At 59.9% G+C, this 15191-nt stretch carries 13 protein-coding genes; 2 read left to right on the top strand and 11 right to left on the bottom strand.

Annotated features, from left to right (window positions below):
* Positions 1-66: 66 nt before the first annotated feature.
* The 11 genes from pgi to dksA all read right to left on the bottom strand — a co-directional run bounded on the left by pgi (position 67) and on the right by dksA (position 12944).
* Positions 67-1731 carry a glucose-6-phosphate isomerase gene (gene pgi, locus AO065_RS13055; RefSeq protein ID WP_004879949.1) on the bottom strand — a complete coding sequence of 555 codons (1665 nt, stop codon included), beginning with the start codon at positions 1729-1731 and terminating at the stop codon, positions 67-69.
* A gap of 185 nt (positions 1732-1916) precedes the next feature.
* Positions 1917-2297, bottom strand: coding sequence for an aspartate 1-decarboxylase (gene panD, locus AO065_RS13050; protein ID WP_004879946.1), 381 nt, complete (start codon positions 2295-2297; stop codon positions 1917-1919).
* Positions 2298-2304: 7 nt separating this feature from the next.
* The gene (gene panC, locus AO065_RS13045) at positions 2305-3156 is read right to left on the bottom strand and encodes a pantoate--beta-alanine ligase (RefSeq protein ID WP_004879943.1); all 852 of its coding nucleotides are present in this window, start codon (positions 3154-3156) and stop codon (positions 2305-2307) included.
* Positions 3153-3953: a 3-methyl-2-oxobutanoate hydroxymethyltransferase gene (panB, locus tag AO065_RS13040; protein ID WP_004879941.1), complete on the bottom strand. Its 801-nt coding sequence runs from the start codon at positions 3951-3953 to the stop codon at positions 3153-3155. The genes panC and panB overlap by 4 nt, the downstream gene beginning before the upstream one ends.
* Before the next feature lie 232 nt (positions 3954-4185).
* Entirely contained in the window at positions 4186-4692 is a 507-nt protein-coding gene (gene folK, locus AO065_RS13035) for a 2-amino-4-hydroxy-6-hydroxymethyldihydropteridine diphosphokinase (RefSeq protein ID WP_004879940.1), read from the bottom strand.
* Positions 4685-6088 (bottom strand): polynucleotide adenylyltransferase PcnB, encoded by a 1404-nt coding sequence (locus AO065_RS13030; protein ID WP_004879938.1) that lies wholly within the window; start codon positions 6086-6088, stop codon positions 4685-4687. The genes folK and AO065_RS13030 overlap by 8 nt, the downstream gene beginning before the upstream one ends.
* 702 nt (positions 6089-6790) lie before the next feature.
* Positions 6791-8224, bottom strand: coding sequence for a sigma-54-dependent transcriptional regulator (locus AO065_RS13020; protein WP_004879933.1), 1434 nt, complete (start codon positions 8222-8224; stop codon positions 6791-6793).
* Positions 8225-8246: 22 nt separating this feature from the next.
* Positions 8247-11201 (bottom strand): sensor histidine kinase, encoded by a 2955-nt coding sequence (locus tag AO065_RS13015; RefSeq protein ID WP_086004529.1) that lies wholly within the window; start codon positions 11199-11201, stop codon positions 8247-8249.
* A complete protein-coding gene (locus AO065_RS13010) occupies positions 11185-11361 on the bottom strand; it encodes a hypothetical protein (protein ID WP_004879930.1) in 177 nt (58 codons plus the stop codon). The genes AO065_RS13015 and AO065_RS13010 overlap by 17 nt, the downstream gene beginning before the upstream one ends.
* Before the next feature lie 98 nt (positions 11362-11459).
* Positions 11460-12347, bottom strand: coding sequence for a tRNA glutamyl-Q(34) synthetase GluQRS (gene gluQRS / locus AO065_RS13005; protein WP_004879929.1), 888 nt, complete (start codon positions 12345-12347; stop codon positions 11460-11462).
* Between the two features lie 156 nt (positions 12348-12503).
* A complete protein-coding gene (gene dksA, locus AO065_RS13000; protein WP_004879927.1) occupies positions 12504-12944 on the bottom strand; it encodes an RNA polymerase-binding protein DksA in 441 nt (146 codons plus the stop codon).
* Positions 12945-13293: 349 nt separating this feature from the next.
* Here dksA and AO065_RS12995 point away from each other — a divergent pair, with 349 nt between their 5' ends.
* Both AO065_RS12995 and sfsA read left to right on the top strand, forming a co-directional pair.
* Positions 13294-14466, top strand: a complete 1173-nt coding sequence (locus AO065_RS12995) for a pyridoxal phosphate-dependent aminotransferase (protein ID WP_004879925.1) — start codon at positions 13294-13296, stop codon at positions 14464-14466.
* Entirely contained in the window at positions 14466-15179 is a 714-nt protein-coding gene (sfsA, locus tag AO065_RS12990; protein ID WP_004879924.1) for a DNA/RNA nuclease SfsA, read from the top strand. The genes AO065_RS12995 and sfsA overlap by 1 nt, the downstream gene beginning before the upstream one ends.
* The last annotated feature ends 12 nt before the right edge of the window (positions 15180-15191 follow it).

Below are 15191 nucleotides of genomic sequence, written 5' to 3'. Positions count from 1 at the left end.
AGAGAGGTATGGCAGGCTGATCGTGCTCACGCAGAGCATGAGCACGATCGGATCAGACAGGGTGCATCAACCGCGATGACGACCGCGGAAGTAGTTGATCAGGCCCTGGGTCGAAGCATCATCAGCCGGCTCTTCGGTGCCGCCGGTCAAGCGATGGTAGACCGCCTTGCCCATTTCCTTGCCCAGCTCGACGCCCCACTGGTCGAAGGCGTTGGTGCCCCAGACCACGCTTTGCACGAACACCTTGTGCTCATACATCGCGACCAGCGCGCCGAGACGACGTGGGCTGATGCGTTCGACGACCAGCGTGTTGCTCGGACGGTTGCCAGGGATGACCTTGTGCGGTGCCAGCTTCTGCACTTCGTCTTCGGCCATGCCTTTTTCGCGCAGTTCGGCTTCGGCCTCGGACTTGGTCTTGCCCATCATCAGGGCCTGGCTTTGCGACAGGCAGTTGGCGTACAGCCACTGATGGTGGTCGGAAACCGGGTTGAAGCTGACGATCGGCACAATGAAGTCGGCCGGGATCATCTGGGTGCCTTGATGCAGCAGCTGGTGATACGCGTGCTGACCGTTGGCGCCTACGCCGCCCCAGATGACCGGGCCGGTGTCGGTAGAGACTGGCGTGCCATCCTGGCGCACGCTCTTGCCGTTGGACTCCATGTCCAGCTGCTGCAAATGCTTGGTGATGTTACGCAGGTAGTGGTCATACGGCAGGATCGCATGGCTCTGCGCATTCCAGAAATTGCCGTACCAGACACCCAGCAAGGCCAATAGCACCGGCATGTTCTTCTCGAACGGCGCGCTCTGGAAATGCTGGTCCATGGTGTAGGCACCGGACAGCAGTTCCTTGAAGTTGGACATGCCGATTGCCAGTGCAATCGGCAGACCGATCGCCGACCACAGCGAGTAGCGACCGCCGACCCAGTCCCACATCGGGAAGATGTTTTCTTCGCGAATACCGAAGGCCACAGCCGCAGCGTTGTTGCTGGAGACCGCGATAAAGTGACGATGCAGTTCCGCTTCGGAGCCACCCTGCGCCAGATACCAGGCGCGTGCAGCCTGAGCGTTCTTCAATGTTTCGAGGGTGTTGAACGACTTCGACGAAACAATGAACAGCGTGGTTTCTGCACGAATCTTCATCGACAGCTCGTGGAACTCACTGCCGTCGATGTTCGCCAGATAATGGCAGCGAACGCCTTTGTGGGCGTAGGCAACCAGTGCTTCGGAGACCAACTCCGGGCCGAGGAAGGAGCCACCGATACCGATATTGACCACGTCAGTAATCGGCTTTTCGGTGTAGCCGCGCCACAGACCGTCGTGGATGCGGCCGACCAGTTCAGTCATCTGGTTGAGCACTCGGTGTACATCCGGGATGACGTCGACGCCATTGACCTTCAGCTTGTCGCCGACAGGACGACGCAGTGCCGTGTGCAGGGCAGGGCGGCCTTCGGAGGAATTGACCAGCTCGCCGTCATACTGTGCCTTGATCGCGTCTTTCAGGCCCACTTCATTGGCCAGGCTTACCAGCAAGTCACGCGTTTCGGTGGTAATCAGGTTTTTCGAGTAATCGAGGAACAGGCCAGCACTGCTCAGGGTGAATTCACTGAAGCGCTGGGGATCTGCATTGAACGCCTCGCGCATGCTGAAATCCTGCATGGCTTTGCGGTGTTCACTCAACGCCTGCCAGGCGGGCAGAGCGGTCACATCGGAAGGAGTGCGGTAGTACGCCATCGCTGCGGGTTTCCTTAACTGGATCTTCTGGGGCTTTATGGAGCGAGGTTGCGATTTGACCCATTGGCCACATTACGCAGACTACGCCCTCGTCTACCTGTTTGTCTGCGCTTTGCCGTACGTAAGCCCGGTACTATTTCTCACACAACGGGCGGGCTTTTCAGTTGAATGCTGTCGGCAATCGGTTACGCAAACTGTACGGGTATGGCATTACTGGTGTGGCTTAGTTCATTGCCCGGCGCCATGTACAGCATGCGTGGCTTGAAATGGACCAGTTCTGCTTCCGAATAATGAGCGTAGGCGCAAATGATCACCCGGTCGCCGACTTTCGCCTTGTGCGCCGCGGCGCCGTTCACCGAAATCATGCGCGAACCTTCTTCACCGCGAATGGCATAGGTGGTGAAGCGTTCGCCATTGTCGATGTTGTAGATCTGGATCTGTTCGTACTCGCGAATCCCCGACAGGTCCAGCCACTCGCCATCGATGGCGCATGAGCCTTCATAGTCGAGCACCGCATGGGTGACTTCCGCGCGGTGCAGTTTGGCTTTGAGCATCACGGTGTGCATCTTGTTGTTATTCCTTGATCAGGTGCAGATTGTCGATCAGGCGGGTCTTGCCCATGAACGCGGCGGCTATGACGACCAGGTCGCGATCCTGCACTGTGGCCGGTCGCAGACCGGTGGCCTCGCGTATTTCCAGATAGTCGATGCGAAAGCCTGCGGCTTCCAGTTGTTGCCCGTTGCGCTGCAGCAGGCCGTCGAAATCCTGTTCGCCAGCGGTGATCGCCTCACCAATCTGGCGAAGCACGCGGTAGAGCGCGGGCGCAGCGGCACGTTGTTCTTCGTTCAGGTAGCCGTTGCGTGAGGACAGCGCCAGACCGTCGTCGGCACGTACTGTCGGCTCGCCGATGATCTGGATCGGCATGTTCAGGTCGCGGACCATGGCGCGAATCACGGCCAGTTGCTGAAAGTCCTTTTCGCCGAACACCGCAACATCGGGCTGGACCATGTTGAACAGCTTGCTGACAACGGTTGCGACGCCGTCGAAATGGCCGGGGCGACTTGCGCCGCACAGGCCTTCGGAAACAAGCGGCACGCTGACGAGCGTCTGTACGCCCATGCCGTTGGGGTACATTTCTTCAACGGTGGGCGTGAACAGCAGGTCACAGCCTGCTTCCTGAAGGCGTTCCTGATCTGCCGCCAATGTGCGCGGGTAGGTGGCCAGGTCTTCGTTGGCGCCGAACTGCAAAGGGTTGACGAAGATGGTCGCGACCACGAAGTCTGCGCACTGAGTCGCTCGAGTGACCAGTGCGGCATGGCCACTGTGCAGGTTGCCCATGGTCGGCGTCAGGCCGATGCGTTTGCCTTCACGGCGTGCATTGGCGACCGCTGCGCGCAGTTCCGAAACGGTTGAGACTGTAATCATGCCGAGAATCCGTGTTCGATAGCTGGAAAGCTGACGTCTTTGACGGCGCTGACGTACGCCTGGATGGCCGACTGGATATCAGGCTGGCCGACCATGAAGTTCTTCACGAACTTGGGAACCCGTCCGGTGATGGACAGGCCGAGCATGTCGTGCAACACCAGCACCTGACCGTCGGTGGCGCTGCCTGCGCCGATACCGATGACCGGGATCTTCACCGCGTGGGTAATTTCCTCTGCCAATTCGCTCGGCACGCATTCGAGCAGAATCATCGCCGCACCGGCCTGTTCCAGCGTAATGGCATCGGCACGCATCTGGCGTGCCTGTGTTTCCAGGCGACCCTGCACCTTGTAACCGCCCAGCACATTCACCGACTGTGGCGTCAGGCCCATGTGGGCGCAGACCGGAATACCGCGCTCTGCCAGCAAACGGATCGACTCGGCCAGCCAGGCAGCGCCTTCGACCTTGACCATGTGCGCACCAGCCTGCATCAGCGTGGTGCTGTTGATAAAGGTCTGGTCGAGGGTGGCGTTGGCCATGAACGGCAGGTCAGCGAGGATCAGCGCACCCTGGTTGCCGCGTTTGACGCAGGCGACGTGGTAAGCCATTTCCGCAGTGGTAACAGGCAGCGTGCTGTCATGACCCTGCAGGACCATGCCCAGCGAGTCACCTATCAGCAGCACTTCGACGCCCGCCTGACTGGCAGCGTGGGCGAAGGTTGCGTCGTAGCAGGTCAGCATGGTGATCTTTTCACCTTTCTGTTTCATACCCAGCAGCGACGTAACGGTTATGTTCGGCATGTAAAGTCCTCCATCAGGCGCTGAAAACTGCGGGACTCAGCGCGTGAGAGTCATCCTGGAAAAGCAGGCACACCGTCGTGTCGCGGTGTTTTGCAAAGGCCTGTTTCGCGCCCGTTCGCCACAGGGGTGGCGGCGGGAGGCCTATCTTCGTGAGGAGGGGGCGTGAAGTCAATTGCGGGTGTTACCGTTTGCCGGGGCGGTTACAGCAAGGGTAACGGGTGGCAGGAGGACACTACGCCTGAGCGGGCAAACGTTCCAGGCCAACGAACGGGCAATTACTCAGCAACTGACCCAGTTCGCGACCGTCTGCGAGGATCAGCCCAGGTGCCAGCTCGGCCAGCGGGTACAGCACGAACGGTCTTTCCTGCATGTGGTAATGCGGCACCTTGAGACGGGGTTCGTCGATCAGGTGGTTGCCGAACAGCAGGATATCCAGATCCAGTGTGCGCGGGCCCCAGCGCTCGTGGCGCTCACGGCCCTGATCCAGTTCGATGGACTGAAGCGCGTCGAGCAAGACCAGCGGGGCGAGAGACGTGTCCAGTGCGGCGACCGCGTTGGTGAAGCGCGGTTGGCCGGGGAGCAGCGAGTCGCTGACGTAAAACGATGAGGCGCCCGCCAGTTGGCTGCCCGGCAACTGCTCCAGTGCCTTGAGGGCGCTGCGCAGTTGTTCGGCCGGGTCTGCAAGGTTGCTGCCCAGGCCGATATAGACGCGTTCGGTTTTGAACAACGTGTTACTCACCGCCGGATGTCTCGGCACCGGTGCGCTTGCGCTTTGCGCCGCTGGTGCGACGACGTTTGCGCGGCGCGGCCCCGGCGGCTTCAGGCTTGCCGCTCAGGTCGCGAATCATATCGCGGCGCTCGCTTTCATTGCACTCCTGATAATCGGTCCACCACTGGCCCAGACCATCAGTCTGTTCGCCTGCGGATTCGCGCAGCAGCAGGAAGTCGTAACCGGCGCGGAAGCGTGAGTTGTCGAGCAGCAGATCGGCGCGTTTGCCGGAGCGACGTGGCAAGCGCTCCTGCATGTCCCAGATCTCGCGGATCGGCATGGTGAAGCGCTTCGGAATCGCGATGCGCTGGCATTGTTCGATGATCAGTTCATGTGCCGCTTCCTGCATCGCGGCGATCGGCGGCATGCCGCGTTCCTGGGCGCGCAGCACCTTGGCAGGCAGGGCGGGCCACAGCAGGGCAGCAAACAGGAAGGCCGGAGTGACCGGCTTGTTCTGCTTGATGCGCAGATCAGTGTTGATCAAAGCGTTGCTGATCAGTGTGTGCGTGTAGGTCGGGTTGTATTCCAGCGCCTTGGAGCTGGCCGGGAACAGCGGTTCGAACAGCTCCAGATCTACCAGCATTTCGAACGTCGATGCGGCATGACCGGAAAGGAACAGCTTGAGCACTTCTTCGAACAGGCGCGCCGACGGAATATCACGCAGCATGGCGGCCAGAGGACGAATCGGCAGGGCGCTGTGCTTTTCAATGCCGAAATCCAGCTTGGCGGCGAAACGCACGGCACGCAGCATGCGCACCGGGTCTTCCTTGTAGCGCTGCTCGGGATCGCCAATCAGGCGGATCAGGCGATTGCGGATATCGTGCACGCCGTTGGCGTAATCCAGCACGCGCTCGGTAACCGGGTCGTAATACAGGGCATTGATCGTGAAGTCGCGACGCTGGGCGTCCTCTTCAAGGGTGCCGTACACGTTGTCACGCAGGATGCGCCCGCTTTCGTTGCGCGAGGACTGATTGCTGTCCTCTTCTTCGTCATCCTGTGGATGATTGGCGCGGAACGTTGCGACTTCGATGATTTCTCGACCGAAGTGGATATGGACCAGCTTGAAGCGGCGGCCAATGATGCGGGCGTTGCGAAACTCGGCACGCACCTGTTCCGGCGTGGCGCTGGTGGCGACGTCGAAATCCTTGGGCGTGATATTGAGCATCATGTCACGGACGCAGCCACCGACCAGATAGGCCTGGTAGCCTGCGTTCTGCAGGCGCTCGACGATATTGACGGCGTAGCGACTGAACTGACCGCGCTGCAGCGAATGCTGGCCGCTATTGAGCACTTCAGGCGTGGTGCGCGTGTGTTGCTGCGGCTTGCGCAGTGGAGAGCGAAATGACTGGAACAGCTTCTTCAGCATGGGATGCACTGTTTGAAGGAATATTCGGCCAAAAACGTGGAATGACCGCATGATGGGCGGGGATTCTAGCATTTAGTCGAGGGATGGTGTAGGAAGCTGTCGCTGAAGGCGGGGAAAGTGCGGCCGGGTTTTACTCTGGAAGCTACTGGGGGAGCCGAAGCTCCCCCAAAGTGTGTGCTCTTTATTATTATTTTCTGTTAGGGCTTCTTGTTTTTGTTGAGTGCCCATTCACGAGACTTTCGTCTGTGAAACCTCCCAATCGGGAGTCAAGAGCAAACGGATTGCTTTGGTCGCTGCGTTGCAATGATCATTCGATCCAACCAGTTCAGGCTCTACCTAAGGGTAGTTTTTGTTGTTCTCGGCCTGGTTGCGGGGCAAGCCCCAAATACAACTCCTCTCCAAAAGAATCAGTTAGCTGCGCCTCCGCCGTGTTGTTCTTGTTATGCGTGAGTCGATTCGTATTGTTCTTGTTATGGGTGTCGTGCTGCTTGTTGTTCTTCTTGTACAAGAGATATAGCAGGACCTGTGCCAACTTTTGAAAAGTCCCGTAAACCGGGGCTTCGCTGGCTTTTGCCGAGAACGGCAGACATAAAAAAGCCGGGACTTCGTTACCGTAAGACCCGGCTTCTGTTACGTGACGCGAGGAGGGTAACAGTTTGCGCAAAACCCTGAGCACCGCGTGCCAGAGCCTCGCGCAAGGTGTCAGGTTTCGTTGGCCACACCCTTGCGACGGGGGATGCCCAGGCGCTGACGACGTTCCCACAGGCACTTGCGGCTGACCCCGAGTTTGCGAGCCAGCTCGGTTTCGGTCATATGGTCCTGATGTTCCAGAACGAAATGCTGGAAATAATCTTCGAGTGACAGGTCCTCGGTCGGCTCGCTGCTGCCGGAGGTCGAACCACTGGGCAGCGGCGCAAGGCCCATGTACTCATCGTCACCCAGACCGTCCAGCTCGATGTCGATACCCAGCAGGTCGGCGGTGATGTCCGGGTTCTCGCAGAGAATCACCGAACGCTCTACCGCGTTTTCCAGTTCCCGGACGTTGCCCGGCCAGCTGTAGTGACGAATCGCCTGCTCGGCATCCGGTGCGAACTTCAGGTCGTTGCGGCCGACCTTGGCGCTCTGACGTGCCAGAAAGGCGTGAGCGATTTCCAGCACATCGCTGCCACGTTCGCGCAATGCCGGAAGCTTGAGGGCGATGACGTGCAGGCGATAAAAAAGGTCTTCACGGAATTCGCCGTTCTTGGCCAGGGTCTTGAGGTCCCGGTGAGTGGCTGCAATCAGTCGCACATCGACCTTTTGCGACTGCACTGAGCCAACCCGGCGAATCTCGCCTTCCTGCAGGACGCGTAACAGGCGCGCCTGGGCTTCAAGCGGCAGTTCGCCGATCTCGTCGAGAAACAGTGTGCCGCCATCCGCCGCTTCCACCAGACCGGCACGCCCGGCGCTGGCGCCGGTGAACGCGCCTTTCTCGTGGCCGAACAGCTCGGACTCGATGAGCGACTCTGGAATGGCTGCACAGTTGACGGAAATCATCGGTGCCTTGGCGCGGCGCGACAGGTTGTGCAGGGCGCGGGCGACCAGCTCTTTACCCGTGCCCGACTCGCCTTGAATCAGCACATTGGAGTCGGTCGGCGCGACTTTGCGAATCTTGCTGTAAAGATCGAGCATCGGCGGGCATGAACCGATGATGCCGATCTCGCCATTGTTGTTCGGCGCCGTACCTTTTTCGGCACTGCTCACCTTGCCCATGGCGCTGCGTTCGGCCTGCAGGCTGCTGACCGTCTGGCGGTCGCGCAGGATGCGCGACACGGCCTGAAGCATTTCGTCGTGATCAAAGGGCTTGGCGATGTAATCCACCGCACCCATTTTCATCGAGTCGACTGCCGAGCGCAGGCTGGCGTAGCTGGTCATGATCAGCACCGGCTTGCCTTCGCCCAGCTTGATCAGCTCGGTACCGGGCGCGCCCGGCAGCCGCAGGTCACTGACGATCAGGTCAAAGGACGGGATGCTGAAACGTTCCTGAGCCTCCTGAACAGAACCGGCTTCACTGACTTCATACTGATTGCGTTCAAGCAGGCGACGCAGGGCTGAGCGGATAATCGTTTCGTCTTCGACGATCAAAATATGCGGCATTGATTCAGTTCTCTCGACGGTCTCAGTTCGCGGTGGACGTCGCGTCGACATGGCGTGGCAGAGTCACCCGGATACGGGTACCACGCTGGTGCTCGGGGTCGGCCGGGCTGTCGATGGTGATTTGTCCATAATGCTCTTCAACGATGGAATAGACCAGCGCAAGCCCCAGTCCTGTTCCTTCACCGGGGTCCTTGGTGGTGAAGAATGGCTCGAACAATCGATCCATGATTGCCTTGGGTATTCCACTGCCTTCGTCCTCGACGATCAAATCCACAGTGTGTTCGGATGCTTCACTCTTGACCCTGACCGCGCTGCCCGCAGGCGAAGCATCGCGCGCATTTGACAGCAGGTTGATCAGCACCTGCGCAAGCCGTTGCGGGTCACCATCGACCCAGTGTTCGGGGTTGCACAGGTTATAGAACTGCACTTCGAAATTGCGTCGGTTCAATGCCAGCAGGCCGATGGCATCCTGAGCCACTTCGGCCAGACAGACGGCTTCGTCGCTGTGCTGGTGAGCACCGGCGTGGGCAAAGCTCATCAGCGACTGCACGATACGCGACACGCGTTTGGTCTGTTCGAGAATCTGGCTGCTGATTTCCTTCAGTTCGTCGTCTTCTTCACGCTCTTCCCGAAGGTTCTGCGCCAGACAGGCAATACCGGTGATCGGATTGCCGATTTCGTGGGCGACACCGGCCGCCAGGCGGCCAATGCTCGCCAGTCGTTCCGAGTGGACCAGCTTGTCTTCAAGCATCTGAGTGTCGGTCAGGTCTTCGACCAGCAGTACCAGACCGCTGTTGCCTGGCGCGAGCGGTTCGTTGATGGCCGCCTTGTGCAGGTTGAGCCAGCGGGTCTGCCCGTCCAGGCCAAGGCGCTGCTTGTGCAAGTGCTCATCAGGCACGCTGACGAAGCCGGTCAGCAGGCCTTTCCATGGATCGGCAATGGTTTCAAGGCGCGAACCCACGACGCGCTGCGCGACGATGCCGGTCAACTCTTCCATGGCCCGGTTCCACATCAGGATTTCCTGATCCTCGGCCAGCGAGCACACGCCCATCGGCAGTTCCTGCAGGGTCTGGCGATGGTAGCGGCGCAGCGCATCGAGCTCGGCAGCGAGACCGGTCAGGCGCGAGTGGTAATCCTCAAGCCGGCTTTCGATGAAGTGGATATCTTCGGTGACGTATTTTTCGCTGCCCGATTTGTAGGGCAGGAACGTCTCCACCATGTCCTGAGCGACACTGGGGCCCATCAGGCCGGACAGATTGGCCTCGATTCTGTCGCGCAGGCGCCGCAAGGCGTAAGGCCTGCGTTCATCGAAGGGCAGATACAGATCGCGCAAGGCCTGTTCGACTTCTTTCTGCGCCGCCTTCGCGCCCAGCGGCTTGGCCAGTTGCGTGGCGAACTCCTGGGGCGACACGGCATGCAGTTCGCGGCGTTGCGGCCTGCGCACGTTGTCGACCGCGCAGGCCTCGGCTGCGCTGACTTCTTCGGCGCTGGCATTGGTGAACAGCGACACCAGGGTGAACAACAGCACGTTGGCGGCCAGGGATGCGATGGCCGCCATGTGCCAACTGGTGTCGTCCAGCACGTAGATCATGTTCAGCAACGGAATGTAGAAGCCCTGCAGGTTGCTGATCAGCGGCAGCAGCATGCTCACCACCCAGACCGCGATCCCGGCCAGCAGCCCTGCAATAAAGCCGCGCCGGTTCGCCGTCGGCCAATAGAGCACTGAGAGCACGCCCGGCAGAAACTGCAGCGTCGCAACGAAGGCCACGATACCCAGATTGGCCAGATCCTGCTGGGCGCCGAGCATCAGGTAGAAGCCATAGCCTGCGGCGATGATCGCCACGATCAGCCCGCGTCGGGTCCATTTCAGCCAGCGATAGATGTTGCCTTCAGCCGGAGGCTGATAAAGCGGCAGCACCAGATGGTTGAGCGCCATGCCCGACAGCGCGAGCGTGGTGACGATGATCAGTCCGCTGGCCGCTGACAGACCGCCAATGTAGGCGAGCAGCGCCAGGGCCGGCTTGTTGGCGGCCATGCCGATGCCGAGGGTGAAGTATTCGGGGCTGGTGGTCGCGCCGAGCTTGAGTCCGGCCCAGAGAATCAGCGGGACGGCGAGGCTGATCAGCAGCAGGAACAAGGGCAGGCCCCAGCTTGCACTGACCAGTGAGCGCGGGTTGAGGTTTTCGGTAAAGGTCATGTGGTACATGTGCGGCATCACGATCGCCGAGGCGAAAAACACCAGCAACAGCGTGCGCCACGGACCTTCCTGCAGCGGTGTATGCAGCGAAGCCAGGGCGGTCTGATTCTGCAGCAGCCAGAGTTCCAGTTGCTGCGGGCCATCGAACACGCCGTACAGCGCATACAGACCAACGCCGCCCAGAGCGATAAGTTTGACTAGCGATTCAAAGGCGATGGCGAACACCAACCCCTCATGTTTTTCACGCGTCGCGATGTGCCGTGAGCCGAAAAAGATCGTGAACAGCATGATGATCGCGCAAAACGCCACGGCCACACGGTCCTGCACCGGCTCGCGCGTCAGGATGCTGATCGAGTCGGCAACCGCCTGAATCTGCAGCGCCAGCAAGGGCAGCACACCAATCAGCATGAACACCGTGGTCAGCGCGCCCGCCCAGGTACTGCGGAAGCGGAACGCGAACAGGTCGGCCAGTGATGACAGCTGGTAGGTACGGGTGATTTTCAGAATCGGGTAAAGCAGCACCGGTGCCAGCAGGAATGCACCGGACACACCCAGGTAGCTGGACAGAAAGCCATAGCCGTACTGATAGGCCAGCCCGACCGTGCCGTAGAACGCCCAGGCACTGGCATAGACGCCCAACGACAGGGTGTAGGTCAGTGGATGACGAATGATTGCGCGCGGAATCAGGCCGCGCTCGCTGACCCAGGCAACACCAAACAGCACCAGCAGATAGCCGGCGCTCACCAGCAACATCTGCGTCAGGCTAAAGCTCATCGGCATCTCGCTGGCTCTGAAGAATGAACGTCACCACGATCAGGATCAGCCAAAGCAGATAAGGCCGGTACCAGGCACCTGTCGCGTCGATCCACCAGTCCATGATGGCCGGGGAGAAAAGGTAAATACCTACCACCAGAAGCAAAACCAACCGGTATATGTACATCTGGTCTCCCTGCGCTGGTAGATGAGGAGCGGCATGGTAACGGATGCGCGACAAGCTGCAAGTAGCCATAAGCAGTAGTTTTCAACAACCGCTCTGGCTCAGTCTATCCGGGCTTCTTCAATGTGGTGCAGCCTGGGGATAAGGTCCGGATTCCAGTGCTCGACGCCCCAGGCCAACACTTCGTGCGCTGTTCCGTACATCAACTGCGAATCGGTGGGCTGACCCAGCGCACGCAAGGCACGCAGCAGCAGGGGCATGGCCTGATCGGCAGGCAAGGGCGGCGAGCGATAGGATTTTCCGAGCTTGTGGCCGTCTGGTTGGGTAATCAGCGGCACGTGCAGGTAGCGCGGCTCAGGAATGCCCAGCAACTCCTGCAGATACAACTGGCGGGGAGTCGAGTCCAGCAGGTCCGCGCCGCGCACGATATCCGTCACGCCTTGCCAGGCATCGTCGATGACGACTGCCAGTTGATAGGCGTACAGGCCATCCCGGCGGCGAATCACGAAATCTCCGCTTTCATTGCCCAGGTGCATGCGGAACGTGCCTTGCACCCGGTCTTCGAAGCGATATTCCAGTTCCGGTACACGAATACGGATGGCGGCATTGTCGGGCGAATGCCCTGCGTTGCGGCACAGGCCGGGATAAACGCCGTTATATTCTTCGAGTTGTTTGCGTGAGCAGGTGCAGGCATAGGCCAGGCCATGGCTGAACCAGCGATCGATAATGGCGGCGTAGGCGTCGTGGCGCTCGCTTTGACGGACCAGCTCGCCGTCCCACTCGAAACCGTAACGTTCCAGTGTTTCGAGAATGGCGGCTTGCGCACCGGTCACTTCACGGGGCGGATCCAGATCTTCCATGCGCATCAGCCACTTTCCGCCTGCTGCGCGCGCGTCGAGATAGGACGCAAGCGCTGCGACCAGCGAACCAAAATGCAGATAACCACTGGGCGTCGGCGCAAAGCGCCCGATGTAGGCAGATTTTTTCATGGGCCGGATGTTACGGGTGCGCAGCTTTGGCGAGCAAGCGTGAGGCGAACTGCATCTCCACGTAGAGCGACGTGCGCGATCAAAAGCGACTTCCTGATCCGTAAAGACAAAAAAAGACGCCGAAGCGTCTTTTTTATTCAAGGCAGGTCCTGCAGGTCACTTACCGACCTGTTTTTCCTTGATTTCCGCCAGCGTCTTGCAGTCGATGCACAGATCCGCTGTCGGGCGGGCTTCGAGGCGGCGGATGCCGATCTCGACGCCACAGGATTCGCACCAGCCATATTCTTCGTCAAGGATCAGCTGCAGCGTCTTGTCGATCTTCTTGATCAGTTTGCGTTCGCGATCACGGGCGCGAAGTTCAAGGCTGAACTCTTCTTCCTGACTGGCGCGGTCCGCCGGGTCAGGGAAATTGGCAGCTTCGTCCTTCATGTGGTCCACCGTGCGGTCGACCTCTTGCATCAAGTCCTGTTTCCACTTGTTCAGGATCTTGGTGAAGTGCGCGCGCATAGGCTCGCTCATGTACTCTTCATCCTTCGTCGGAACGTAGGGTGAAAAGCCGCTGATTAGATGGTTCTGTTGCTTTTCTGGGGTGGGCATGTATGGACCGCCTCTCACTCTTCTAATCTATTGCGCAGGATTGTTCCATCACCGACACCCGTCGGCCCTGCAGCTGCAAGCGGGCGAACTTACCAGATCAAATCGGAGTGCGCTACTCCCGGTTGTCGAGCATGACGAAGCGGTCTGCTTGCAGAGACGACCGTAACGAAACCGGCCGTACCTTAAATGAACTCTAGCTCTGGACGGCCGTCGTAGCTTTCTTTTCTTTCGGGTTTATCGATACGCCCTGCAAGATCATTTAGGGTGCCGCTGGCGCAGGGTGGGTAGAATCGTGCGCCTCTGTCGTGACAATCACATTTCCAGAAGCCTTCGTCATAAAGGAAGACCCATGGCCCAGCCTTACAGTGCGCGCAGTCGCGCCATCGAACCGTTTCATGTCATGGCGCTGCTGGCGCGTGCCAATGAACTGCAGGCGGCGGGCCACGACGTGATACATCTGGAGATAGGCGAGCCGGATTTCACGACGGCCGCACCCATTATTGCGGCCGGCCAGGCGGCGCTGGCAGACGGCAAGACACGCTATACCGCCGCCCGTGGGCTGCCCCAGCTGCGTGAGGCGATTTCTGGTTTCTATGCCCAGCGTTATCAGGTCGATATCGATCCCGAGCGAATTCTGGTCACGCCGGGCGGTTCGGGGGCGCTGCTGCTGGCCAGCAGTCTGCTGGTGGATCCGGGCAAGCACTGGCTCCTTGCCGATCCGGGTTATCCGTGCAATCGGCATTTTCTGCGTCTGGTCGAAGGTGGCGCGCAACTGGTGCCGGTCGGCCCGCAGGAGCGCTACCAACTGACGCCCGAATTGGTCGAGCAGTGCTGGAATGACGACAGTGTCGGTGCGCTGGTGGCATCGCCCGCCAATCCCACCGGCACCCTGTTGCATCGCGATGAATTGGCCGCCCTGTCGCAGACCCTGAAGGAGCGCAACGGGCATCTGGTGGTCGACGAGATTTACCACGGCCTGACCTATGGCATGGACGCCAGCAGCGTGCTGGAAGTCGATGATGACGCCTTTGTGCTCAACAGCTTTTCCAAGTACTTCGGCATGACCGGCTGGCGCCTGGGCTGGCTGGTCGCGCCGACAGACGCGGTTGCCGACCTGGAAAAGCTGGCTCAAAACCTCTATATCAGCGCGCCCAGCATGGCGCAATACGCAGCGCTTGCCTGTTTCGAGCCGCAAACGCTGGAGATCCTTGAGCAGCGCCGCGCAGAGTTCTGTCGCCGTCGGGACTTTCTGCTGCCTGCCTTGCGTGAGTTGGGTTTTGGCATCGCTGTCGAGCCTGAGGGCGCGTTTTACCTGTATGCCGACATCAGCGCCTTCGGTGGTGATGCCTTTGGTTTCTGTCGACACTTCCTTGAAACCGAATATGTCGCGTTCACGCCCGGGCTGGACTTTGGTCGTCATCTGGCCGGACACCATGTGCGCTTTGCCTACACCCAGAGCCTGCCCAGATTGCAGGAGGCTGTAGAGCGTATCGCCCGCGGCCTGCGCAGCTGGAGCGCCTGATGCGGTTTTCGCCTGAGCTGGAGCAGGGTCGCCTGATTGTTCGCTACAAACGTTTCCTGGCCGATATCGAGACCGACAGCGGCGAGCTGTTGACCATTCATTGCCCCAACACCGGTTCGATGCTCAATTGCATGATGCCGGGAGGGCGCGTCTGGTTCAGTCGCTCCAGTGATCCCAAGCGCAAATTGCCGGGAACCTGGGAAATCAGTGAAACGCCGCAGGGTCGTTTCGCGTGCATCAATACCGGGCGCGCCAACACCCTGGTGGAGGAGGCTTTGCGGGCGGGAGTGATCAGTGAACTCGACGGTTTCACCGCGCTCAAGCGCGAGGTGGCGTATGGGCAGGAAAAAAGCCGGGTCGATTTCCGTCTCGAGTATCCCGACGGTTTTGTGTATCTGGAAGTAAAGAGCGTCACGCTCGGCTTTGACGGGTCGGCCGTCGCGGCATTTCCTGATGCCGTGACACAACGTGGAGCGCGTCACCTGCGTGAACTGGCGGCGCTGGCACGGGATGGCGTGCGCTCGGTCCTGCTGTATTGCGTCAACCTCACCGGGATCGAATCGGTGCGACCGGCGCAGGAGATTGATCCCGCTTATGCGCTGGCGTTGAAGGACGCAATGGATGCCGGTGTCGAGGTTCTGGCCTATGGCGTGCAGTTGGATCCGCAGGAAGTACGCATTGACCGGCGCCTGCAGGTGCAGTGGCTGGAGTAACGCATCGACGCC

This window comes from Pseudomonas viridiflava (assembly GCF_001642795.1).
GTDB classification, from domain to species: domain Bacteria; phylum Pseudomonadota; class Gammaproteobacteria; order Pseudomonadales; family Pseudomonadaceae; genus Aquipseudomonas; species Aquipseudomonas viridiflava.
This window is presented reverse-complemented; position numbering and strand designations above follow the sequence as displayed.